22 protein-coding genes are annotated in these 22,601 nt (G+C 42.1%); 12 read left to right on the forward strand and 10 right to left on the reverse strand.

The window, feature by feature from the left end:
- Positions 1 to 10 precede the first annotated feature (10 nt).
- Positions 11 to 346, forward strand: a complete 336-nt coding sequence (locus BUC07_RS16935) for a biotin/lipoyl-containing protein (protein WP_073172391.1) — start codon at positions 11 to 13, stop codon at positions 344 to 346.
- A 69-nt stretch (positions 347 to 415) separates the two neighbouring features.
- Positions 416 to 3,343 carry a PKD domain-containing protein gene (locus BUC07_RS16940; RefSeq protein WP_083578321.1) on the forward strand — a complete coding sequence of 976 codons (2,928 nt, stop codon included), beginning with the start codon at positions 416 to 418 and terminating at the stop codon, positions 3,341 to 3,343.
- 17 nt (positions 3,344 to 3,360) lie between these two features.
- Here the strand turns inward: BUC07_RS16940 and BUC07_RS16945 are convergent, their stop codons facing one another.
- The 6 genes from BUC07_RS16945 to BUC07_RS16970 all read right to left on the reverse strand — a co-directional run bounded on the left by BUC07_RS16945 (position 3,361) and on the right by BUC07_RS16970 (position 10,124).
- Positions 3,361 to 4,374, reverse strand: coding sequence for a PorP/SprF family type IX secretion system membrane protein (locus tag BUC07_RS16945; protein WP_073172397.1), 1,014 nt, complete (start codon positions 4,372 to 4,374; stop codon positions 3,361 to 3,363).
- A 129-nt stretch (positions 4,375 to 4,503) separates the two neighbouring features.
- Positions 4,504 to 4,845, reverse strand: coding sequence for a hypothetical protein (locus BUC07_RS16950; RefSeq protein ID WP_073172400.1), 342 nt, complete (start codon positions 4,843 to 4,845; stop codon positions 4,504 to 4,506).
- Between the two features lie 150 nt (positions 4,846 to 4,995).
- Positions 4,996 to 5,799, reverse strand: coding sequence for a 4-(cytidine 5'-diphospho)-2-C-methyl-D-erythritol kinase (gene ispE / locus BUC07_RS16955; protein WP_217652722.1), 804 nt, complete (start codon positions 5,797 to 5,799; stop codon positions 4,996 to 4,998).
- Positions 5,800 to 5,822: 23 nt separating this feature from the next.
- Entirely contained in the window at positions 5,823 to 8,702 is a 2,880-nt protein-coding gene (gene gcvP, locus BUC07_RS16960; RefSeq protein WP_073172403.1) for an aminomethyl-transferring glycine dehydrogenase, read from the reverse strand.
- A 126-nt stretch (positions 8,703 to 8,828) separates the two neighbouring features.
- On the reverse strand, positions 8,829 to 9,467 hold the full coding sequence (locus tag BUC07_RS16965) for an MBL fold metallo-hydrolase (protein WP_073172406.1): 639 nt from the start codon (positions 9,465 to 9,467) through the stop codon (positions 8,829 to 8,831).
- A 6-nt stretch (positions 9,468 to 9,473) separates the two neighbouring features.
- Positions 9,474 to 10,124, reverse strand: coding sequence for a protein-L-isoaspartate(D-aspartate) O-methyltransferase (locus BUC07_RS16970; RefSeq protein ID WP_073172409.1), 651 nt, complete (start codon positions 10,122 to 10,124; stop codon positions 9,474 to 9,476).
- A 140-nt stretch (positions 10,125 to 10,264) separates the two neighbouring features.
- Between BUC07_RS16970 and BUC07_RS16975 the strand changes: the two genes are divergently transcribed.
- Positions 10,265 to 11,140: a hypothetical protein gene (locus tag BUC07_RS16975; protein WP_073172412.1), complete on the forward strand. Its 876-nt coding sequence runs from the start codon at positions 10,265 to 10,267 to the stop codon at positions 11,138 to 11,140.
- Between the two features lie 95 nt (positions 11,141 to 11,235).
- Entirely contained in the window at positions 11,236 to 12,651 is a 1,416-nt protein-coding gene (locus tag BUC07_RS16980) for a sugar transferase (protein WP_073172416.1), read from the forward strand.
- Positions 12,652 to 12,883: 232 nt separating this feature from the next.
- On the opposite strand, the gene thpR is transcribed toward BUC07_RS16980, so the two are convergent.
- Positions 12,884 to 13,459 carry an RNA 2',3'-cyclic phosphodiesterase gene (gene thpR, locus BUC07_RS16985; protein WP_073172419.1) on the reverse strand — a complete coding sequence of 192 codons (576 nt, stop codon included), beginning with the start codon at positions 13,457 to 13,459 and terminating at the stop codon, positions 12,884 to 12,886.
- A 7-nt stretch (positions 13,460 to 13,466) separates the two neighbouring features.
- A complete protein-coding gene (locus tag BUC07_RS16990) occupies positions 13,467 to 14,066 on the reverse strand; it encodes a DUF4294 domain-containing protein (RefSeq protein WP_073172422.1) in 600 nt (199 codons plus the stop codon).
- Positions 14,067 to 14,155: 89 nt separating this feature from the next.
- Between BUC07_RS16990 and BUC07_RS16995 the strand changes: the two genes are divergently transcribed.
- From BUC07_RS16995 to BUC07_RS17005, 3 genes are read left to right on the forward strand one after another with little or no spacing between them, the layout of a single operon-like run.
- Entirely contained in the window at positions 14,156 to 15,415 is a 1,260-nt protein-coding gene (locus tag BUC07_RS16995; protein WP_073172425.1) for an arginine deiminase, read from the forward strand.
- A gap of 55 nt (positions 15,416 to 15,470) precedes the next feature.
- Positions 15,471 to 16,022, forward strand: coding sequence for an RNA methyltransferase (locus BUC07_RS17000; RefSeq protein WP_073172428.1), 552 nt, complete (start codon positions 15,471 to 15,473; stop codon positions 16,020 to 16,022).
- A gap of 5 nt (positions 16,023 to 16,027) precedes the next feature.
- Positions 16,028 to 17,323 (forward strand): DUF2851 family protein, encoded by a 1,296-nt coding sequence (locus tag BUC07_RS17005; RefSeq protein ID WP_073172431.1) that lies wholly within the window; start codon positions 16,028 to 16,030, stop codon positions 17,321 to 17,323.
- A 5-nt stretch (positions 17,324 to 17,328) separates the two neighbouring features.
- Here the strand turns inward: BUC07_RS17005 and BUC07_RS17010 are convergent, their stop codons facing one another.
- Positions 17,329 to 19,302 carry a monovalent cation:proton antiporter family protein gene (locus BUC07_RS17010; RefSeq protein WP_073172467.1) on the reverse strand — a complete coding sequence of 658 codons (1,974 nt, stop codon included), beginning with the start codon at positions 19,300 to 19,302 and terminating at the stop codon, positions 17,329 to 17,331.
- A 142-nt stretch (positions 19,303 to 19,444) separates the two neighbouring features.
- A complete protein-coding gene (locus BUC07_RS17015; RefSeq protein WP_139279624.1) occupies positions 19,445 to 20,176 on the reverse strand; it encodes a NigD1/NigD2 family lipoprotein in 732 nt (243 codons plus the stop codon).
- A 195-nt stretch (positions 20,177 to 20,371) separates the two neighbouring features.
- Between BUC07_RS17015 and BUC07_RS17020 the strand changes: the two genes are divergently transcribed.
- From BUC07_RS17020 to BUC07_RS17040, 5 genes are all read left to right on the forward strand, one after another.
- Complete coding sequence (locus tag BUC07_RS17020) at positions 20,372 to 20,962, forward strand: thioredoxin family protein (protein ID WP_073172437.1); 591 nt, start codon at positions 20,372 to 20,374, stop codon at positions 20,960 to 20,962.
- Positions 20,963 to 20,975: 13 nt separating this feature from the next.
- The gene (locus BUC07_RS17025) at positions 20,976 to 21,500 is read left to right on the forward strand and encodes a thioredoxin family protein (protein ID WP_073172441.1); all 525 of its coding nucleotides are present in this window, start codon (positions 20,976 to 20,978) and stop codon (positions 21,498 to 21,500) included.
- A 30-nt stretch (positions 21,501 to 21,530) separates the two neighbouring features.
- Positions 21,531 to 21,818, forward strand: coding sequence for a GroES family chaperonin (locus tag BUC07_RS17030; protein ID WP_073172470.1), 288 nt, complete (start codon positions 21,531 to 21,533; stop codon positions 21,816 to 21,818).
- Between the two features lie 231 nt (positions 21,819 to 22,049).
- Positions 22,050 to 22,286, forward strand: coding sequence for a hypothetical protein (locus BUC07_RS17035; protein WP_073172444.1), 237 nt, complete (start codon positions 22,050 to 22,052; stop codon positions 22,284 to 22,286).
- The gene (locus BUC07_RS17040; protein ID WP_073172447.1) at positions 22,283 to 22,543 is read left to right on the forward strand and encodes a PIN domain-containing protein; all 261 of its coding nucleotides are present in this window, start codon (positions 22,283 to 22,285) and stop codon (positions 22,541 to 22,543) included. Before BUC07_RS17035 ends, BUC07_RS17040 begins: the two co-directional genes overlap by 4 nt.
- Positions 22,544 to 22,601: the final 58 nt, after the last annotated feature.

A 22,601-nucleotide genomic window follows, 5' to 3' on the forward strand; every position in this document is an offset into this window, starting at 1 on the left:
CATTACTGGCATGACAAAAGAGAAAAAAGAATTAAAAAGTTTAGTGGTTCAGGGCACGGTTTATCAAACCAATTTAACCTGGAAATTCGAAAACAGGGTGAAATGGGAAACACCAAATCCTAACTACATTTATTCGTTTATACCCGGTACAGTTATTGACATTTTTGTGAAACCGAAAGAAAAAGTAAAAGAAGGGGAAACCCTGTTGTTGCTCGAAGCAATGAAAATGCAAAACCAGGTACGGATGCCTTTCGACGGACAAATTGTAAAAATCCACATTAAGAAAGACCAGGTAATACCTAAAAAATACCTGATGCTTGAAATTAAACCACTAAAATTAAAGTAGTTTAAAAATAGAATTACGCTAATAATTCAAAACCGTGCAATTCATTTTGTGCGGTTTTTTATTTTTAAAATGATTAGTTTTATAGAAATGAAATCGCTGTTTTTGTATTGCATCATTTTTAATTTGGCAATGTATGGTTCATTTGCCCAGGAAAATTCATGCATCAAATCAACCGAAGGCACAGACTTCTGGTTTGGATTTATGGAAAGCCGTCATTACCAGGAAGACCACTACCTCGAAGTAACCGTTACCGCCCGCGAAACAACTACTTTTCAAATCACTTACGGACGAGACGAAATTCCCATAAACGGCAACTACCAGGTGCAGGCCAACAGCTCAATGCAGGTCGAAATCCCATGGGATAAACTGGAAGTAATTGGGTCGGAAAACACTGAAAATAAAGGCATTCACCTGACATCGGAAAAACCGGTGAATGTGTATGCACTCAACTGGAGCCTCAACTCAGCAGATGTGGCAGCCATTTATCCTGTTCCATCTCTTGGTAAAGAATATTTTGCCATGTGCTACTATCCCAGCATCGACCTTTCCGACCCTGAAGAAGGAAACGGCCGCAACAGCGAATTTCTGGTTGTTGCCGCATTTGATTCAACAGCTGTTAATATAACTCCGTCGAAAGTAACCGACCAGTTGAAACCGAGAGACTCTACATTTTCTGTCATTCTGAATAAAGGAGAAGTGTACCAGCTACAATCCGAAAATGAAGCAGGCACCAGCCAGTCGGGCCAGGGAGATTTGACAGGCAGCTACATCGAAGCAGATAAACCTGTCGCCTTTTATTCGGGGTCATTAAGCACACAAGTACCCTCGGGAAAATGCTGCTGGGAACATCTATACGAGCAAATCCCCCCGGTTCATTCCTGGGGGCTCGAATATTATGCTGTCCCGCTAAAATCGCGCGAACAGGATCGATACCGTATTCTGGCCGCGCAAAACAATACCACGGTTCAAATCTCGGGCAGAAGTCCCTTTACTCTCAACCGGGGCGAATTTGAGGAAGCTGTATTTTTTAATTCCGACCCCCCGAAAAGGATTCTGGCCGATAAACCGGTGCTGGTGGCACAATACAGCCAGTCGAGAGATGTGGACAGTACATTTACCGGCGGCTATGGCGACCCTTTCATGATTATTTTAAGCCCGGTCAACCAGTCGTTAAAAAAAGCAAATTTTGTGGCATACAATTCACCCGACCTTGAATTTGAGGATTTCGTTTACGAAGGCATCAAAAATTATTTTGTCAATATACTTACGCCAACCAACCAAACGGAAAATATCAGGGTTAACAACCAATCTGTTCAAAATGAGTTCCGGGAGTTTCCGAAAGGTAATTACTCGTACGCACAAATTGAAATATCAAACGGTTCACACCAAATTGAAAGCACCGGCGGCGAAGACGGTTTTTTGGCCTACGTTTACGGTTTTGGCGGCATCGAGTCGTACGGATACAGCGCGGGTTCAAACTTAAACCTGACACTGGATATTGGAGAAAGCCCCTGGTTTGAAAGCGATACAATTATGCTTTGCTATGGTGAAACCCGTACGCTGGATGCCGGCCCCTGGTTCGATTCTTACACGTGGAACACAGGCGAAACCACACAAAAAATTTCTATTAGTGAAGCAGGAAAATATTCAGTAAGAACAACCACCACAGAAGGTTGTGTGCTCGAAGATTCGGTAATGGTTTTGGTTAACCGGCCAGTTACAATCGATTTGGGTGAGGACGACACCGGGTGCCAGCCCTATTCCATTGAACTGGAAGGGACTGAAAGCTTTGAACGCTATATTTGGCAGAATGAATCGGGCGATACGCTGTCAACTTCTCAAAAAATAATGGCAAACGAAACCGGAGAATACCAGGTTACGGTATTCGACGAATTTAACTGCCCGGGTTATGATACCATGCAACTGGTGGTTTTTCCTGTTCCTGAAGTTGAATTTTCCGGACCTGAGCTCGTCTGCGGAGAAAAATCAGCCCGGCTAACTGTTTCGCTAACCGGAACACAAGATTCAATATGGAAAATCGAGAACAATTTTAACTGGAATGCCGTTAACTCCTCGCTGGTTTTTCCGAAAACCACCCGCACCTCGGCTGTTGTGGAGGTGAGTGAGTGGGGTGAATATGAAATTTACTACCGGCTGCAAACCATTGACGGATGCGAAAAAACCGACACGTTTGAAATGAGTTTTTACCCACGCACAACAACCGATTTCGATTTTATTACTGAAGCGCGTGAAGGTTGTCAGCCATTTTATGCAGAAGTTGTGGCCACACCTCAAAATTCAGAACTTAATTATTTCTGGATAACCGATGCAGAACCCTATCCTGCCGGGAACCAAAATCAATTCATTTATGATGAACCGGGGCAATACGATGTGGGGCTAATTGCACAATCTGCTGAAACCGGCTGTGCCGATACGCTTATAAAAACCAACTGGATTACCGTACATGTTAAACCCAAAGCCGCCTTTGAAGTGGATTACCCCGTGGCATTAACCGAAAATGCCCGGATTTCGTTTACCAACCTTTCGGAAAATGCTGATTATTTTTCATGGAATTTTGGTGATGGAGCGGGTTCCGACCAACTCAACCCTGTTCATACGTATTCAGCTCCGGGCGAGTATAATTCGCAGTTAATTGCTGAAACGCAATTTGGATGCACAGACACCGCAGCGCAAAAGATAACCATACTTCAGTCACCCAACCAGTTCCCCAATGCTTTTCGTCCCAACAGCCCAATAGAAGAAAACCGGACTTTCATGCCATTGAAAACCGGGGTTGACGAAACAAGGTTCCACCTGAAAATTTACAACCGCTGGGGCGAACTAGTTTTCGAAACCAATTCGCCCGATAATCCGTGGAAAGGTGAAAAGCAAAACGGGCAGTCTGTACCGGCAGGTAATTATGTGTGGATTGCAAACTATTTCGACATTCAGGGAATTGAACACCAGAAAAAAGGACAAGTGCTTTTAATCAGGTAAAAATGTACTATTTTCGATTAAAATGATTCATCTCCGGAATTAAAGAAAGGCAGATGCACATTTTTATTCTCTTTCAATAAAAAAGCAAAGGTTATTTCACTTGAACCGCCTGAATCGCCCCATAAACCGGAAACAGTAACATCGTAACTATAAGTTAACTGCCACCTGTTTTTTGAGAAGCCAACCTGAAGAATTACAGCATCATACTGAATTCCAATATTCTGCCTGAACCACAAACCTGCAGAAATACTGTTTCGTGTTACCATTAAACCGTAATTAACCTGACTGAAAACCGCTTGCTTTTGCACTACCAAATGAGGTGAAAGTTCAATTAGCTTTTGCCGGTGCCCGTGAAGAAAAACAGGTAGCCGTGCTCCCAAATGAGCAGTGTATTTTCGGTTCAGTTTGGCTGAATTTTCATTACTTCCTGAAAAATTATGCTGAGGTTCGGCCAAATGATGCACGGCGGCACCGTAAAAAAAGCGTTCGCTGTAAACCATTACCCCGGCAGAGAAATCAGGAAATAAGTAATCCGGTTCGGTTAAATACTGAAGTTCACCTGACACTGCATGGCTACCGCTTCCTTCAGCCATATTATCAGGAAACACCAACTCCCCAACTTTAAGCGAATTATAGAACAAACCGCCCTGAACTCCGCCATTCAGCCTGAATTTTTCACTGAGCCTGACATGAACGGAATAGGCTAAATTTACCTGCATGGAATTGAGCATTTTATTGCCCTGGGCATCGTTCAGTACAAAGAGCCCCAGTCCACCGCCAAGTTTTTCAACAGGAAAATCGAACGCTAAATTGTATGTATTAAAAGCATTTGTGAAAGCATGCCACTGATTTCGGTACTGAACAGTGAAACGGGGAATTTCTACCGAACCCGCAAAAGCCGGGTTCAAATAAAGCGGACTGGCATAAAACTGCGAAAAGGAAACATCCTGTGCCCAACCTGTAAAAAAGGTCAAAACAAAAAAAAGCAGTAGTGAGACTATTTTCGAGATCCAATTTTTTCTTGCCTTCATTTTTTCCTTTGCTTAAATATAAGTCAATTTAAACAACAAGAAACCTGAAAAAGCCAAAAAAAGGCTGTTGTTTCCAACAGCCTTTAAAAATCTAAACCTAAACTAATCGCGTAAATTATTCTTCTTTTCTCAGTTCCAATATACTTCGTTGGTCATCCAGTTTTCAAGCATCAAATCTTGTTCTGTTTCTGTTAACGGATACTCAAAATTGCTCAGTCCCCAATTATTTTCATTTACCATCCAGCTCTGAAGCTCAAGACTTTCTTCCTGAAGCTCAGTGGCGTAATAAGTTTCAAACTCATTCCACTTGCTTTCATTAACCATCCAGTCTTCCAGCTCCAAATCAGTTTCAACAATGTTTTCAAGGCCTGAGACAACTACTACTCTTGTTTCTTTTGCATCAACACTTCCTGCAATTATAATTGTAAAAAGAAATGTTGCTAAAATAATTTGTGTTAATCGTGTTTTCATTGTTTTCTGTTTTTCTTGTTTAACTGTCTTGTTTTCTAAAAATTGTTTTCAGTTATATAGACTAATAACTGGTACAAAGGTTACATCTCTTTTTGTTAAAAAGAATAAAAAACAAGCTAATGGGGAAGAAAGATCGGCGAATGCCGAATTTTAGCGGTAAATATAAATACCTCGAGGTATGAAATTATCGAAATCTGCCGGTAAATGCCGAAAGAGCCCAAAAACAGCCGAGCCGCTTCCGGTCATTGAGGCGTAATTAGCCCCCTGTTGGTAAAGGATTTCCCTGCATTTTTTTATTTCAGGGTAGGCTGGAAAAACACTTTTCTCAAAATCGTTGATAACCGTTTCTTTCCACCTTTCAACAGGCAATTTAGCCAGCTCAGCCAGGTTGAACTCCGGGTGGGCCGGAACGATATTTCCATAGGCTTCCTGCGTACTTACTGAAAAACCGGGTTTGAGAATTACAACTTGAAATTCAGAAAGGTCAATATCAACCGGAGAAAGCTCATTGCCAATTCCTGTAGCAAAAGCAGATTTATTTTCGATAAAAAACGGGCAGTCGGCCCCGAGCGTCGATGCATATTTTTTTAGTTCTCCCGGGCCAATTTGCAGTGAGAAAAAGTCATTCAACATTTTTAGGGTGAATGCGGCATCGGCAGAGCCACCGCCTAGCCCGGCACCAAAAGGAATATTTTTATGAAGATGAAAGTGCACTGGGGGCAAATCAAAATCCCTACTGAGCAATTGCCACGCTTTCAGCACGAGGTTTTTCTCAGGCGGGCCGTCCACCTCAATTCCCGATGTGGTCAGTTTCGTTTCCCTCGATTCTGCCATTTCAAGGGCATCAGAAAGTTGTACCGGGTAAAAAACCGTTTCCAGGTTGTGGTAACCATCGGGGCGTTTGGCTACCACATGCAGGCCAATATTAATTTTTGCATTCGGAAAAACTATCATAACCAAAAAATTGGCAATAAAATTTACTCTCCGTCAAAAAGCTCATATTCTTTTGGAGAGCCGCAGGTACAAATCAGGTTCCTGTCGCCCCAGGCATTGTCAACCCGGCCAACCGGCACCCAGAATTTGTGCTCTTTCAACCAGGGCCGCGGCCAGGCAGCTTTTTCCCTGGAGTAGCTGTGCTCCCAGACATCAGCGCTAACTGTTCCGGCAGTGTGCGGAGCGTTTTTCAACACGTTATCCTCCTTGTCAGCCGTTCCGTTTTCAATTTCTTTAATTTCGTTATAAATGGCATCCAGGGCATCAATAAACCGGTCAATCTCTTCTTTCGATTCGCTCTCGGTTGGTTCAACCATAAGTGTTCCGTGAACCGGGAACGAAAGTGTGGGCGCATGAAAACCGAAATCCATCAGGCGTTTGGCAATGTCCTCTTCGGTAATTCCCGCACTGTTCTTGAAATGTCTGCACTCCAAAATAAGCTCGTGGGCTACACGGCCATTTTTGCCTTTGTACAAAACCCCATAATTGTTTTCAAGCCTTTTGGCGATGTAATTGGCATTTAAAATGGCCAGGGCAGTTGCTTTTTTGAGCCCTTCGGCACCCATCATTTTTATATACCCGTAAGTTATTGGCAACACCGATGCACTCCCCCAGGGTGCTCCGGCAACGGCATTAATTCCAATGTGCCCGTTGTTCATAATTGGATGTGAAGGTAAAAACTCTACAAGGTGTTCGGCCACGGCGATTGGGCCAACTCCAGGACCTCCGCCGCCATGCGGAATTGCAAAAGTTTTATGCAGGTTTAAATGACAAACATCGGCCCCGATTATGCCGGGTGTTGTCAAACCTACCTGGGCATTCATATTTGCTCCGTCAAGGTAAACTTGTCCGCCGTTTTCATGAATAATTCGGCACATCTCTTTTATTGACGACTCAAAAACCCCGTGTGTCGATGGGTAAGTAATCATTATTGCAGCCAGTGAATCTTTGTGTTCCGAGGCTTTGCTTTTTAGCTGTTCCAGATCAATATTCCCGTTTTCATCGCAGCCAACAACCACTACTTTCATGCCGGCCATTACCCCACTGGCGGGGTTGGTGCCGTGGGCAGAAGCCGGGATTAACACAACATTCCGCTGACCTTCTCCCCGGTTTTTATGGTATTCGCGGATAACCATCAGTCCGGTATATTCTCCGGCAGCTCCGGAGTTGGGCATCAGGCTCACATCGGCCATTCCTGTTATTTCGGCCAAATCGCGTCGCAACTCTTCCATCATTTCGTGATAACCGAGGGCCTGGTTTTTGGGCACAAACGGGTGCAGCCCGTTAAATTCAATCCAGCTTAGCGGCAACATTTCGGTGGCAGCATTCAGTTTCATGGTACACGATCCCAACGAAATCATTGAATGCGTAAGCGAAATATCTTTGTGTTCGAGCCTTTTTATGTACCGCACCATTTCGGTTTCCGACCGGTATTTATTATACACTTCCTGTGTCATGAATTCCGATTTACGGGCAAATGTATTTTCAACTGTAAATCCTATTGGATATTCATGAACAGTTAGCCATTTTTTGTTGGCGGCCTTTGCAAAAACTTCCAGTATCCAGGTCATGTCCTGCCGATTGGTGGTTTCATCAATACTAATTCCCACTTCGCCGTTATCGAAATACCTGAAATTCATTTCCAGCTCAAGCGATAGCCACTCAATATCCTCGCGTTTCACATGTTTGGGCAGTTTAAACCTGATGGTATCGAAATAATTTTTATTGAGTTGCTTGTAGCCAAGTTTTTCAATTTCGGTGGTCAGAAATGCCGCAATGTTATGAATGCGCTCTGCAATCATTTTTATGCCCTCGGGACCATGATAAACGCCAAAAAAGCCGGCCATGGTAGCCAAAAGTGCCTGCGCCGTGCAGATATTTGATGTTGCTTTTTCGCGTTTAATATGTTGCTCGCGGGTTTGCAGCGCCATACGAAGGGCGCGATTCCCGTGTTTGTCTTTGGTAACACCGATAATGCGGCCGGGCATGTGACGTTTGAAAACTTCGCGTGCAGCAAAGAATGCGGCATGCGGGCCACCGTAGCCCATTGGGACACCAAAACGCTGACTATTACCAAAGACAATGTCGGCACCCCACTCGCCCGGAGGAGTCAGGAGAGCCAGTGAAAGCAAATCGGTTGCCACCGCCACTTTAATATCTTTTTGGTGGGCTTGTTCTGTTAGGCTTGAATAATCCAGAATCTCCCCGTCAGCATTGGGATATTGAAGGATGACTCCAAATACCTCATCGGAAAAGTCAAACGATTCTTTGGGCTGAATCCTGAGTTCGATGCCCAGCGGATTGGCCCTTGTTTGCAACACATCGAGGGTTTGAGGCCAGGTTTTTTCATCAACCATTAAGGTATTCACGCCGGCTTTTACCATTTTTCGCGAACGCTGGTTAAACATCATAATCATGGCCTCGGCAGCTGCGGTGGATTCATCGAGCAACGATGCATTGGCTATTTCCAGTGCGGTCAGTTCACAAACCATTGTCTGGAAATTCAGCAATGCTTCCAGTCGCCCCTGCGAAATTTCAGCCTGATAGGGCGTGTACGATGTGTACCACACCGGATTTTCCAATACGTTACGTAGTATTACTGCAGGAGTGATGGTATCGTAATACCCCATACCAATATAAGTGTTGAAGACTTTATTTTTTTCTCCCAGGCTTAAAATTCTTCTGAAATACCGCCGCTCGGTCAGTCCTTCCTGCAATTTCAGCGGTTCTTTTAACCTGATATCGGCCGGAATAGTTTCATCAATCAACTCATCGATTGACGAAACCCCAACGGTTTGGAGCATTTCTTTTATTTCGTTCTCGCGCGGGCCTATATGACGGTTAACAAATCGGTCGTGAAACATAATCCTTTATTGTTTTGGATGAATATTTTGCAATTATAAAATTTACCAGGAATGGAAAAAATGACTTTAAACCAGTTCCTTTCTATTGAATGAATCATTTTTCAAACACACTGATTATTTTTAGTCTCAGGTTAGAAACGGATTAGACGATTTTTCAAAGCCGAGCGTTGTTTCGGGCCCGTGCCCGCAATACACTTTGGTTTCGTCGGGCAGATTGAAAAGTTTGTTTTTGATTCCTGAAATCAATGTGTTGTAGTCGCCCCCCGGAAGGTCGGTACGGCCAATGCTGCCATAAAATAGTACGTCGCCTGCAATCAATTCGCCACTGTTTTCAGCATAAAAAACCACATGCCCTGGTGAGTGCCCCGGAACATGGATGATTTTAAATTCAGAATCTCCAAACTTCAGCGGTTTGTTATCAGCATAAAAGGAATCAATCGGATTGACTGGCTTCATTTCAAACCCGAACATTTCTGCCTGTTCAATGGATTTTTCAACCCAAAAAGCATCCTCTTCGTGGGCGTAGAAAGGAATTGAATATTCTTCCCTTAAAAATTCCACTCCCATTATATGATCGAAATGACAATGGGTGTTGGCAATCATGACCGGGGTTAACCGGTTTTCCGATATATAATTTTTAATTTCCTCTTTCTCCACATCAAAGTAGAAACCCGGATCTACAAAAATACATTGCCCGGTTTCATCAGAAATTACATACGAATTCTCCTGCAACGGGTTTACAACAAACTTTTTAACTTTAATCATACACCATTAATTTACCGTTCCTTTTAACAACGGGACAAATACAAATCCTCCGTGTTTTTTTGTTTTATATTCCTCTTCTGAAATTCGTTCTACTACCAACATTTCCTGATGATTTTCGTGCCCAACGGGAATAACCATTCGCCCGCCAATTTTGAGCTGTTCTTTCAGTTCCGGCGGAATTGACGAAGCCCCGGCAGTAACCAAAATTTTATCGAAAGGTGCAAAACCGGGGAGCCCTTTGTAGCCATCGCCAAAAAAGCAGGCAGGGTGATAGCCGATTTCCGGCAAAAACGATTGCACTTTCAGAAAAAGTTCCTTTTGCCGCTCGATGGTAAAAACCTTCGCCCCCATTTCGAGCAATACAGCTGCCTGGTAACCAGAGCCGGTTCCAACTTCCAGAACTTTATCATTCTTTTCAACCTCCAGCAGCTCGGTTTGAAACGCCACCGTGTAGGGTTGTGAAATGGTTTGGCCGGCCCCAATCGGGAATGCCTGATCTTTATAGGCAAAATGAATGAATGAACTTTCCATAAACAAATGGCGCGGCACTTTCCGGATGGCCTCCAGCACATCCGGGTTTCGGATTCCTTTCACTTTCAACCCGTCAGCCAGTTTTTTACGCATCCCTTTATGGCGCAAATCGTCCTTCTCTGTCATGTTCAACTAAATTATGCTGTAAAAATAAGGGTTTCAAACCGATTTAAACACCTACCCTCTTCTACAATATTAACATTTAAAGTTGATAAAATAATGGATATTTATTAAAAAGGGAGCCCGCTGAACTCTATATTTGTTAAATGCTGAAACTGGGTTTAATAGGAGACATCAAACAACTGGAGCCTTACGCGAAAAAACTAGAAAAACAGAAGGACATCCACATTGCCGGCAAATCGTCGGCAGGAACAAATACCGACATCGGAAATTTTCACTTTTCCATCCCGGAGTTTAATCGGATAGAATTAATCGAGCGCGCTGATGCCTTGCTAATCAACCGGTTTTCGCTGCTTCCGTTTGATTTACTAAGCACCATTGTAAAAAAAAGGAAACACATTTTTGCGGCAGAGTACCCTGGATTACCTGTTGAAAAATGCCGGCAAATTGCCAACCTTGCCACGGAAGCCCAAACAGTAATACAAATTATTAACCCGTTTTATTACCTGCCAGCAGTACAATGGTTAAACCACAATCTGAAGAAACCTGCTTTTATTGATATTTCCTATTTTAATAACGAACCTGAAATTTCCCAACCACTGATCGCCCTTCTTCTAATGCTTAAAGACATTACAGGCACATTGCCAAAAAAAATCGGGGCTGTCTCTTTTCATTCAGCCGAAAATAAAACAGAATTCAAAAATGTACGGCTCGAATTTGGAGATGCATCTGCAGTGAACCTTAATTTTGGAAGTGCAAATGCTGCCAGTGAATTTAAACTTAAGGCATGGACTGCCGGACAGGTTGTTTCTTTTGATTTTAAAACCCGTCATTACGCCTGTAATAATTCCAGTATTGATACAAGCCCTTTTAAAAACATCAGCGAAACAGGAAATTTTTCTCAGGGAATTAGCAACACAAGCCGGAACCTGACCGGCATCGAAGACTACTTGTCAGTATTACAGGCTGTTGAAAAAATCAACCTGAAATTAGACCAGTTTTCAATTTCTCAAACCCGCTAAAAAGTTACTTTTGCCGCAATATTTTTCAGGCTGGGGCGTTACATGTACGAAGTTGCAAATAGCAACGAATCCAGACTGAACTTAACCGGCTTGTAATGAACAGAAAGTGGCAGGTTGCCAAATATTTGATTTTTGATTTTTTTGCTGCAGCAATAAGTTGGACTGCCTTCTTTATTTACCGAAAAGCAGTTATCGAACCTCAACTTTTAGGTATCGATGTTCCCATTGAATTTACCCACCGTTATTACATGGGGCTGGCAGTAATTCCTGTACTTTGGCTGCTTTTTTATTACATAACCGGATTTTACGATAACATTTACAGGCGATCGCGGCTGCTGGAACTCGGACAAACTTTTTTCACCTCATTAACCGGGGTGATTGTCATCTTTTTTGCTCTTATACTTGACGACTTTATTGGTTCCTATAAGAATTATTACAACCTTTTTTTCACCCTTTTCGGACTTCATTTTTCCCTCACCTATTTTTTCAGGCTGATTTTAACAACCCAAACCATCCACCGGATTCATAAACGAAAAATCGGATTCAATACCCTTTTAATTGGCAGCAACGAGAAAGCAGAAAAAGTGTACAAAGAGATGTCGAGCCAAAAACGCCCGGCCGGGAATCTTTTTACAGGTTTTGTGGGAGTTAAAAACAACGACGACAGGATACTCGGAAAATACCTGCCTCAATTGGGAAAAATTAATCAGCTAAATGAAATAATTGAAAGGCACAATATTGAAGAGGTAATTATTGCCACCGAAACCCGTGAACACGAAAAATTAAATGGAATTTTAACCGTACTTGAAAACCGGCAGGTAACCATCTGGGGGATCCCCGATTTGTACGATTTTCTTTCGGGCACTGTAAAATCAAACGCAATTTATGGTAGTCCGCTCATAAAAATATCAAATGGGCTGATGCCTGCCTGGCAGGAAAAAACCAAACGTTTGCTGGATATTGTGCTGTCAATGATTGCAATCGTTGTTTTTTTGCCTGTCTTCCTGGCTCTTGCAACCATTATAAAAACAACTTCAAATGGGCCGGTAATCTACAAGCAGGAAAGAGTCGGGAGGTTTGGCAAGCCTTTTAAAATCCTCAAGCTTCGCAGTATGGTTCATGGGGCAGAAAACGGCAGGCCGGCGCTTTCGAGCGAAAATGACGAACGCATTACAAAAATTGGCAGGTTTTTGCGCAAAACACATCTCGATGAAATCCCGCAGTTTTTCAATGTGATAAAAGGCGACATGTCGCTGGTTGGGCCCCGTCCTGAAAGAAAGTTCTATATTGAACAAATTGTAAAACAGGCACCACATTACACTCACCTGCATAAACTCAGGCCGGGTATTACTTCGTGGGGCCAGGTAAAATACGGCTACGCTTCCAACGTGGAAGAAATGCTCGAACGACTGCCTTACGATATGCTGTACCTGAAAAACATTTCGCTTTACATCGACTTTAAAATACTCATTTACACACTTATGGTAGCTTTTAAAGCGAACGGGAAGTAAAATGTTTCACGAATACGGAAATGCATGAATCTCACAGTTTTTTGGGGTCGTTTATCCGGATGTACTGCAATTAACGAAAATAAAAAAGGAGAGCCGCCACAAGGAGGCAGGCACTCCCGTAAACGGGATTACGGGTTTCTGATGTTTTCCCAGCCTTGATGCCCCAGATTAACAGCCTCTATTCTGGTACTCAGGCCAGTGGTCGAACTCTCCGGTCAATAAAGTTACAACATTAAAATGAATTTAAATCAATTTTTGCAATAGATTTGTATTCGGGTCCATGTGGTTTCAAAATGCTTCGGTAAAAAACAAGTTCATTAATATCGGCAGTTTGCATGAATGCACTCCGGTATTTTTCCACCGCCTCGTAAAAAGCTTTTTTGTTATTCAGGTATTTTATCCGGGCCAGCGTCAGGTGAGGTTTGAAAGGCCGTTTTTCAGCATAAAACCCAAGCTTTGCCAGCCGACTATCTATTTCAGCCGCCAGCTGTTGTACTATTTCCCCCTCTTTAACAGGTACAAATAAAACACGCGGCATTCCTTGGTTCTTGAAAAACCCCAGCCCGTTGAGCCGAAAAGTGAAAGCAGAAAACATTTTAGCTGCCTGATTCAGTTCCTCGCCAATTTCATCCACCTGCGACGGGAGTGTATCGCCCAAAAATTTCAGAGTCAGGTGCAAGTTGTTTGGGGCAACCCATTTCACATGTTCGCCGGCAAGTTTTTGCTTCAAATCTTTCATTGTTTCCTGCAAAACAGGTGAAGGCTCCACTTTTACGGCTACAAATGTTCGCAAAAAATCCGTCATCATATTAAATTTAAAGATACCCCACTTCAACAAGAGTTACAATCTCTTCCAAAACGCGGTCTTCGCCCTCCGGGTCGTACTCCGATTTTAAATCGCTGCCAAACAGCCGCGCAATTCCCTGCCAGAAAAAAGCACTGAACCCGCCCCTGAATTCTTTGATAAGCGTATATGAAGTGCGATCAGCTTCACGGTCAATTAGTTTGAGCAAAATCCTGCCTTCAGAAATACTCATGCGTTTCATTTCGTCTTTGTACTGATCGAGCAGCTGCTGTTCCAGGTCTTTCATTAATTTCTTCTTTTCCCTTTCACTTTCCAGTTCCATGTAAACAGGTTCATATTGCTGAAGCATATCGCCGGCAAGTTTTGCATACGGAAGCACCTTTTTAACTTTACTAACCAGCCTGTTGTATCGTCGCCTATCCCTCCGGTTTTCAAACTCACGCTCAGGCATTACCCAGATTTCCTGTATATTTTTATGAATAATTGTATCACCGTCTTTTATCATTCCCATCATAATATCAGAAGTATCTTTGACCTGTGCCTGCACAACAAGCCCGAAAAACAGTGAAACCACAATTAAGAAACCTTTATATTTAAAAATATTCTTCATTTTTAATCTTAACGAAGATATCGGTTTTCAATTATTACACGTGCAAAGTTTATATCTTTGAACCGTTTTTACAACTATAAAATTACAGAATGCAAACGAATATAAATTCAGAAATTGGCAAGCTGGAAGGAGTTATTATTCACCCGCCGGGCTCTGAAGTGGAAAACATGACACCGGAAAATGCCGAACGGGCACTTTACAGCGACATCCTGAACCTTTCCATTGCCTCGCAGGAATATGCGCAGCTCGCACAGGTTCTGGAAAAAATTTCAAAAGTCTTCACCATAAAAGAACTGCTGGCAGATATTCTTGATAACAACGCAGCAAAGGATGAGCTGCTCCAAAGAATTTGCAACCATGAATGCGTTACCGGAATGGATGAAAAACTTGCCCGGAACAGCTCAGAAACACTTGCCAATCTGTTAATTGAAGGTGTTTTGCTTGAGCGAAATAATTTAACCAATTACCTGAGCAACGAAAAATTCCTGATGCGCCCGCTGCACAATCTTTTTTTCACCCGCGACTCGGCCATGGGGATGAACGGAAACATGCTCATCGGCCGCATGGCCAACCCTGTTCGCGAGCGCGAAGCCATGATTTCGGAGGCCATTTTTAATTACCACCCACTTTTTGAAACCACCACACTCAATCCGCTAAAACCACAAAACGGAATTCCTTTCGACAACAAAGCCACACTTGAAGGTGGCGACTTTCAGGTTATCCGCGACGACATATATGTAATTGGAACAGGTATGCGCACCACTACACAGGGAATTGATTTTGTGATTGAAAATATCAAACAGCACAAAAATGGGATCCACCATCTGATTGTTCAGGAGCTTCCCTCCCAACCCGAATCATTCATTCACCTCGACATGGTTTTCACCAACCTGAACACCGACGAATGCATGGTTTACGAACCAGTGGTTTACGGGTTGAGCCGCTACAAAACCATTTATATTCGAATTGACAACGGGAAGGTTAAAATCAGTGAAAAGCCCAATATTCCCGAAGCGCTGAAACAACTGGGAATTGATTTAAAACCCATTACCTGCGGGGGCAAAAAAGATCCCTGGACGCAGGAACGCGAGCAATGGCACAGCGGCGCCAATTTTCTGGCATTTGCCCCTGGCAAAATTATCGGGTACGAACGAAATGTAAACACGCTGGAAGAACTGAACAACAACGGTTACGAAATTATTAAGGCTGTTGATTTTATTGATGGAAAAGTAAATGTGGATGATTACAACAAATGCGTGGTTTCCATTGCCGGTTCTGAGCTGGCGCGTGGTGGTGGCGGGGCCCGCTGTATGACTATGCCGTTTAAACGTGCTGCGGTAAACTGGTAGGAAAGTATGGTTTTTAACTGCTAAGTTTAAAATTAAAAAAACAAGCCAGATAAAAATGCGAAAACTCAAAATAAACGAACTCAACCGGCTTTCAGCCGACGAATTCAAGCAAACCCAAAAAACGCCGCTGGTAGTTGTGCTCGACAATGTTCGCAGTTGCAACAACATCGGTTCGGTGTTTCGCACGTCCGACGCCCTTTTGGTTGAAAAAATCTACCTCTGCGGAATTACCGCAACCCCGCCCAACAAAGAAATTCATAAAACGGCACTCGATGCCGAAAAAACGGTGGAATGGGAATATTTTGAAAAAACCGAAGATGCCCTAAAAAAACTGCACGAAAACGGCTATAAAATTTATGCAGTAGAACAGGTTGAAAACAGTATTTCGCTACCCGATTTCGAGCCGGCACCGAATGAAAAAGTGGCACTGGTATTTGGCAACGAAGTTAAAGGAGTCCAGCAAAAAGTGGTGAATTTATGCAACGGAGCCATTGAAATTCCGCAGCATGGAACCAAACACTCTTTCAATATTTCAGTAAGCGCCGGAATTGTTTTGTGGGATATTTTTCAAAAAATGTGTAAATTTATTCCTGAATTGAAAAACTGAATAGCATGATTTCCCCGAAAACTGTTCCGGAAGAATTCATTCATTTCATTTGGGAAAACCGGCTTTTTCATAACAAATCGTTGAAAACCCAGTCGGGTGAAAAAGTTGAAATTATACAAACCGGCCGCCGAAACACCAATGCCGGCCCCGATTTTTTCAATGCCCAGGTAAAAATTGATGACACACTTTGGGCTGGAAATATTGAAATCCATAAAAAAGCCTCCGACTGGGAAAAACACAACCACTCCAGCAACAAAGCCTACGAGAATGTAATTTTACATGTGGTTGAAGAAGCCGACAAATCTACATTCCGGATGAACGGCACCCAGATTCCAACCCTCGTAATTACCTGGCCCGAACAATTCACCCGAAATTACCGGAAACTGCTCGACTCCAAATCGTGGATTGCCTGCCAGGAGCAATTTCACCAGGTGGATCCGGTTTTGCTGAGGCTCGGATTCAACCGGCTGATGATTGAGCGGCTGGAAAATAAAACCGGCGAAATTGAAAAACGCCTTATTGAAAACAAAAACAACTGGAACGAAACTTTTTACCAGATGCTGGCCCGCATGTTCGGGTTTAAAGTGAATGCCGTTCCGTTTGAATTGCTGGCAAAAGCAGTGCCGATGCAAATTCTGGCTAAACACAAAAGCAATCTTTTTCAACTGGAGGCGTTGCTTTTCGGCACATCCGGTCTGCTGCACGAAGAACTCATTGGCGATGAATATTTCATAAAACTGCGTGATGAATATTCATTTCTCTACAAAAAATACAACCTGAAAACCGTTGAGCCGCACCTCTGGAAATTCATGCGATTGCGGCCGGTAAACTTCCCCACTATCCGGATTGCACAGCTTGCGCACCTGATACAAAAATCGCAGGGACTTTTTTCAAAAATTATTGAAACGGATAATCTGCCCGGGCTGAAAAATTTATTTGAAGTAAAAGCATCAGATTACTGGGATTCGCACTACCGGTTCAACAAAAACACCACTCGCAGCCAGCCTAAGGAACTGGGCGAAACGTCAATAAACACGCTAATAATAAATGTTGTTGCGCCTTTTCTGTTTGTTTATGGCGAAAAACAAAACCAGGAACACCTTAAAAACCGGGCGCTCGATTTCCTTGAACAATTGCCTGCCGAAAAAAATTCCATCGTAAAAAATTGGGAAGTACTGGGTATTCAGCCACGCTCGGCCTTTGAAACACAGGCTTTAATAGAATTAAAAACCCATTATTGTGAACCAAAAAAATGTTTGAACTGCCAAATTGGGAACAAGCTGGTAAAAACCACTCCCTGAAAAAATCAGGATGAAAACAGTTCGCCAGCCAGGTTTGCCTGCTCGGGGTTTCCCATCACATAAATAACATCATCTTTCAAAAACCTGGTTTTCAGTGTGGGGTGTTCAATAACTTCTGCTCCTCTCTTAACAGCCAGCAAAGTTACTCCTGTTTTCCTTCTCAAATCACTTTCGCCCAATGTTTTCCCTTCGGCAACAGAACCCTCTTCTACTTTTATTGCTGAAATATTTACATTGGGAAGTTCGTCGAGAATGGAAGTCCGCTTCACCATATCTTTTTCGCTGAATGCCCCCAGGTTCATATTTCGAATATGGGCCAGCATCCGGTTTATCTCTTTCTGAGGGTAAAGTTTCTTCATCAACACGCGGTTGAAAAAGTCGATGGCAATCTCAAATTTTTCAGGAAAAACCTGGTCGGCGCCAAGCTCGTAAAGCTGTTGTACATTTTCGATGTGACTGGCACGGACAATAACAAAAGCATTACTGTTCAGCTTTTTTACTTTTTCAATAATGGCCATCGAAGGAATAATATCCCCAATAGAAATTACCACCTCTTCGGCCTTGTCAACATGCGCTTTCAGTAAAATAGGTTCATTCACCGCATCGCCGTAAACCACATTGTCGCCGGCATTCATTTTCTCTTTTGCCACAGTGGGGTCGAAAACCACCGAAACATGTTTAATATTGTAATGTTTTGCCATTATGGAAAGTTTCAGCGCACTGGGGTCTTTGCCGATTATTACCAAATGGTTTTTAAAATCGGGAATATAAACTTCTTTTAGCGGAAACAACCCGTTGACCAGAAATCCGGGGAGTGGCAGCTTTAAAAACATATTGGCTACCGGCAGCGAAACGCCCATTAAAAAAGGTGTTATCGCCATTGTTATCACAGTAACCGCCAGAAACAACTGGTAAGAAAATTCTGAAAGAATATTGTAGCTAAACCCCACCTTGGCCAGAATAAAAGAGAATTCACCCACCTGACTGAGTGCGAGCCCAATAAGAACAATCCCCCGAAAAGTGTGCCCCAGCACAAACCCCGTAATTGATGCAATTATTGATTTCAGGAAGATAACAAGCAAAACACTTCCGGCTACCAGTAGAATATTGTCGGTTACAAACGACAGGTTGAGCAGCATGCCAATGGAAACAAAAAAGAAACTTGTAAACGTATCTTTAAACGGTAACAGGTTTCCAAAAGCATTGTGACTGTATTCCGATTCTGAAATCATTAATCCTGCCAAAAAGGCACCAAATGCAAGTGACATACCCAGCCGGTAAGTTAACAAAGCAATGGCAAAACAGATGAGAAAAATGCTCATCATGAACAGCTCCTGGTTTTTGGCAAGGGCAATAAAATGAAGAATTTTGGGTAATAACCAGCGGTTACCCACATAAACCAACAAAATTATTCCGGTAGTTTTTATCAGCAACAACCCAAGTTCGTTGCCAATATCCACCGTTGGATCGCCCATCAGGTTGGTAAAAAGCAAAAGGGGCACCAGTAGTAGATCCTGGAAAATTAAAATTCCCAAAACTGTTCGCCCGTAATTAGATGTGAGCTCTGAGCGTTCCTGCAATAATTTGAGAACCAGCGCCGAACTGCTCAGTGCAACCAAAAAACCGATAAAAAGGCTGCTTTTCCATTCAATATCCAAAAATGACGACAATGAATAAAACACCAGCGCTGTTAGTGTGACCTGCATCAATCCGCCAAAAAATACAATCTTTCGGATACGCAAAAGGTGCTTCAGCGAAAACTCCAGCCCTATGGTAAACAACAGAAAAACAACACCAATTTCAGCGAGAATTTCAATATTGTGCTGTTCATGAACAAGTGCCAAAAGATGAGGCCCCGCAATAATTCCGGTAAGCAAGTATCCTACAACGGTGGGAATTTTTAACCGTGTAAACAAGAGGTTTACAAAAGTTGAAAGGGCAAAAATGATAACAATATCCCGTAAAATTGTAAGCTCCATACTTTTGATTGGTATTATCAACACAAGATAATTCATTTTAACAAAAGTTGGGCGGCTGTAATTAAAAAAAGGTGCCTGTTACCGGCACCTTTTTTAACCCCTGATTAAATCAGGTTAAGCATTACGGACTCACTCTTCTTATTCAATTGTTTTCATCGTAACGGAAAACGCCATCGTATTCAAACAGTTCTCCGTCGTAATCTGTGCTGGTTACCCTGAACTGCACTGAATCGAGTCCGTTGATTTTCAGTGAATCAAGGTTAAAAGAAACATAAGCCGTGTAAGGAATATCTTCAATATCGCCATTGTCATTATGGCGCAGCTCAAGTTCAATGGGTTGTCCCGTTCCGATTAAAAGCTCACCCCGTTGCTTAACCAGGTTGATGTAATGCACCTCGTAACGGCCCCAGTACCTGATTTCAAAATTCAGAAGGCTGTCGGTCATCCAGCATTCTTTTACTATAAGCGGATCGTTTCCAATGCTGTCCTGGTTTTCTTCGGTAATATCGAGAATTCCTTTCAGCAAAACTTTATCCACGGCATTTACTTTTACAAGATATTGCTCCACATTTCCATCAGCGTCTGTATCTTCATCGAGTATGGTGTAGTTGAGCAAAATCCTGTCGCCTGTTTTCAATCGCGATTCCGGATCGTCTGTCCCCTGGTAATACCATGGCCGGGAATAACCGGATGCTACAGGAACGAGCACATCTCCATTGTCCATATTAATTTTGTAATCAACCGGATCTGTACTCACCTGTTCAACCATTCCAAATCCAGCATACATATCATTCAGGGAATACCCGTCATCATCGAGGCATCCTGACACCAGGACTGTCAATCCAATTAAAATTGCAAAAATTCGCTTCTTCATCACATTCACTTTTTTTGTTTTCAATAACTTTTATTTTCAATACAATTACAAGATTCAACAGCAGTTTCAGAAGTTGCGTGGAAATCGCAAAAAATTTTATTTTTTTTGAAAAAGTGACAAAATGAACGAAAACCAGATTGGCACAACAATTGTTACACATGTTTACATATATAAATAATTATATATTTTGAAAAAATGAAGACAATATCTAACTTTAGCGGATTAAAAAGCGAAATTGAGTCGAACGAAAATGTTTGGCTGCTGTTATATAAAAACGGGTCGTCCCAGAGCGATTGTGCGCTGGAGAACTTTATAAAAGCAGAAGCAAAAGTTCTTGAAAAAGGGAAAAACGACGTTCTTTGCAGTGCTGATGTAAATAAAGTAAGAGATATTCATCCTGAATATAAAATTACAAGTGTACCCACTTTGCTGCATTTTGAAAAAGGGAAACTGAAAAACACAGTAAAAGGTTGCCACCAGCCAGAACAGTTTAATGCTGTTTTAGAAAAAGCGGCATTTGTTGTTTCGACTAACGGCGATGAAAAACCCCGTAAAAATGTAACCGTTTACACCACTCCCACCTGCACCTGGTGTAACACGATAAAACGCCACCTGCAGGAAAACAGGATTCAGTTCCGCGAAATAAATGTTGCGGCCAACCAGCAGGCAGCAGAAGAAATGGTACGAAAAAGCGGACAACAGGGCGTTCCGCAAACCGATATAAACGGAGAGATAATTGTAGGATTTGACAAACCGAGAATTGACAGATTATTAGGAATAAATTAAATTTCAATATTTTATGAAAAAGTTAGGATTCATTCTGGCTATTGCAGTTTTTTCGTTGCAAAGCTGTAGCGCAGGCCAGGCAAATAACAACAGCGACGAAAAAGCGGAAAAGCAAACAGCTCCGGTAAAAACTGTTTCCCAGTCGGGTGACAGCGAAGGTGGTTCTGTAAAACTCACCAAAGATGTTTTTCTGAAAAAAGTGTGGGATTACGAAAACTCACCACAGGAATGGAATTTTAAAGGCGACCAACCGGCAATTATCGACTTTTATGCCGACTGGTGCGGGCCGTGTAAAATTGCCTCGCCCATACTCGAAGAAATTTCGGTTGAATATGCCGACCAAATCACCGTTTACAAAGTTGATACAGAAGTTGAACGCGAACTGGCCGGAGTATTTGGAGTAAGCAGCATTCCTGCATTTTTATACATTCCTGAGAACGGAAAACCGGTAATGATGTCAGGAATTGCACGCACCAAAGAAGACACTAAAAAGATGTTTAAAGACAACATCAACAAATATTTGTTAACTTCAAATTAGTGTTAAACGTTAAATTAAAGAATGGAAAAAATGAAAGAATTACAGCCAATTAACCAAAATGTTCTGCTGGAACTGAAAGAAGAAACCGCAGAACAGAAGACTGCTGCAGGAATTATTATTCCTGATTCTGCACAAGAAAAGCAAGAAGTTGCAACAGTTGTTGCCATCAGCAACATCGAAAATGCAGAAATTGCACCTGGTGACGAAGTGCTCTACAAAAAGTTCTCAGGAACTGAAATCGATTTCGACGGCAATAAGTACCTTTTGGTACCCTATGCTGACGTGTTATCGAAAGTTGTGGAAACAGAATCCATTTAAGGTGTACAGCAACTAAGGCTGCCATTCAGGATTTACCATTCTGCCAAAAACGTTTCAAAAATCGACATAAAAAGCCGGGAGTTTACTTCCGGCTTTTTTAATGGGTAAGGCACCAGGCAGATTATTCATCTTATTAACTGTCAATAAAATACAATCTTCATTTTTTCAAAAAAAACCGCTAAGCGCCTTTTAAGGACAAAATTTTGTACCTTTGATAAAACAAAAAGTTGAATGAAAGCAGAATCGCAAATACTAAACAATTATTATGGGTTATTAAAAGATCTAACCCCGGAAATCAAATTAGCTCTAATTGAAAAACTTTCAAAATCATTGAAAAGTGAAATTTCAAGCAAAAATGACAAAATGGAAATAGCCTTTGGAGCCTGGGAGGATTCAAAGGAAACAGAAGAAATAATTACAGAAATTAGAAATAGCCGAACATTTGATCGCAAAATCGAAATGTTTTGAAAAAATACCTTTTCGATACCAATATTTGTATTTACTATATCCGGGGATTTTACGATCTTAATACAAAATTCAACGCTGTAAAAGAAGAAGACAGGTACATTTCAGAAATAACACTGGCCGAACTGAAATTTGGAGTTAAAAACAGCGAATTTCCCAGGAAAAACAAAAAAGTACTTGATAATTTTCTTACTGGCTTACAGGTACTTCCTATTTACTTCTCATTAGGGTTTGCTGAAAAACTAACGATTTATTTTTAATAGGCATTGTTCAACTCCGTTATTAGCAGGTTGAAAATTCACTAATAATTCCATTGTC

This window comes from Tangfeifania diversioriginum, assembly GCF_900141875.1.
Classification (GTDB): Bacteria; Bacteroidota; Bacteroidia; order Bacteroidales; family Prolixibacteraceae; genus Tangfeifania; species Tangfeifania diversioriginum.

Bases quoted from the DNA above. Each gene is read 5' to 3' on its own strand.
- BUC07_RS16935 (WP_073172391.1), top strand. From the start codon at position 11: ATGACAAAAGAGAAAAAAGAATTAAAAAGTTTAGTGGTTCAGGGCACG.
- BUC07_RS16940 (WP_083578321.1), top strand. From the start codon at position 416: ATGATTAGTTTTATAGAAATGAAATCGCTGTTTTTGTATTGCATCATT.
- BUC07_RS16945 (WP_073172397.1), bottom strand. From the start codon at position 4,374: ATGAAGGCAAGAAAAAATTGGATCTCGAAAATAGTCTCACTACTGCTT.
- BUC07_RS16950 (WP_073172400.1), bottom strand. From the start codon at position 4,845: ATGAAAACACGATTAACACAAATTATTTTAGCAACATTTCTTTTTACA.
- ispE (WP_217652722.1), bottom strand. From the start codon at position 5,799: ATGATAGTTTTTCCGAATGCAAAAATTAATATTGGCCTGCATGTGGTA.
- gcvP (WP_073172403.1), bottom strand. From the start codon at position 8,702: ATGTTTCACGACCGATTTGTTAACCGTCATATAGGCCCGCGCGAGAAC.
- BUC07_RS16965 (WP_073172406.1), bottom strand. From the start codon at position 9,467: ATGATTAAAGTTAAAAAGTTTGTTGTAAACCCGTTGCAGGAGAATTCG.
- BUC07_RS16970 (WP_073172409.1), bottom strand. From the start codon at position 10,124: ATGACAGAGAAGGACGATTTGCGCCATAAAGGGATGCGTAAAAAACTG.
- BUC07_RS16975 (WP_073172412.1), top strand. From the start codon at position 10,265: ATGCTGAAACTGGGTTTAATAGGAGACATCAAACAACTGGAGCCTTAC.
- BUC07_RS16980 (WP_073172416.1), top strand. From the start codon at position 11,236: ATGAACAGAAAGTGGCAGGTTGCCAAATATTTGATTTTTGATTTTTTT.
- thpR (WP_073172419.1), bottom strand. From the start codon at position 13,459: ATGATGACGGATTTTTTGCGAACATTTGTAGCCGTAAAAGTGGAGCCT.
- BUC07_RS16990 (WP_073172422.1), bottom strand. From the start codon at position 14,066: ATGAAGAATATTTTTAAATATAAAGGTTTCTTAATTGTGGTTTCACTG.
- BUC07_RS16995 (WP_073172425.1), top strand. From the start codon at position 14,156: ATGCAAACGAATATAAATTCAGAAATTGGCAAGCTGGAAGGAGTTATT.
- BUC07_RS17000 (WP_073172428.1), top strand. From the start codon at position 15,471: ATGCGAAAACTCAAAATAAACGAACTCAACCGGCTTTCAGCCGACGAA.
- BUC07_RS17005 (WP_073172431.1), top strand. From the start codon at position 16,028: ATGATTTCCCCGAAAACTGTTCCGGAAGAATTCATTCATTTCATTTGG.
- BUC07_RS17010 (WP_073172467.1), bottom strand. From the start codon at position 19,302: ATGGAGCTTACAATTTTACGGGATATTGTTATCATTTTTGCCCTTTCA.
- BUC07_RS17015 (WP_139279624.1), bottom strand. From the start codon at position 20,176: ATGAAGAAGCGAATTTTTGCAATTTTAATTGGATTGACAGTCCTGGTG.
- BUC07_RS17020 (WP_073172437.1), top strand. From the start codon at position 20,372: ATGAAGACAATATCTAACTTTAGCGGATTAAAAAGCGAAATTGAGTCG.
- BUC07_RS17025 (WP_073172441.1), top strand. From the start codon at position 20,976: ATGAAAAAGTTAGGATTCATTCTGGCTATTGCAGTTTTTTCGTTGCAA.
- BUC07_RS17030 (WP_073172470.1), top strand. From the start codon at position 21,531: ATGAAAGAATTACAGCCAATTAACCAAAATGTTCTGCTGGAACTGAAA.
- BUC07_RS17035 (WP_073172444.1), top strand. From the start codon at position 22,050: ATGAAAGCAGAATCGCAAATACTAAACAATTATTATGGGTTATTAAAA.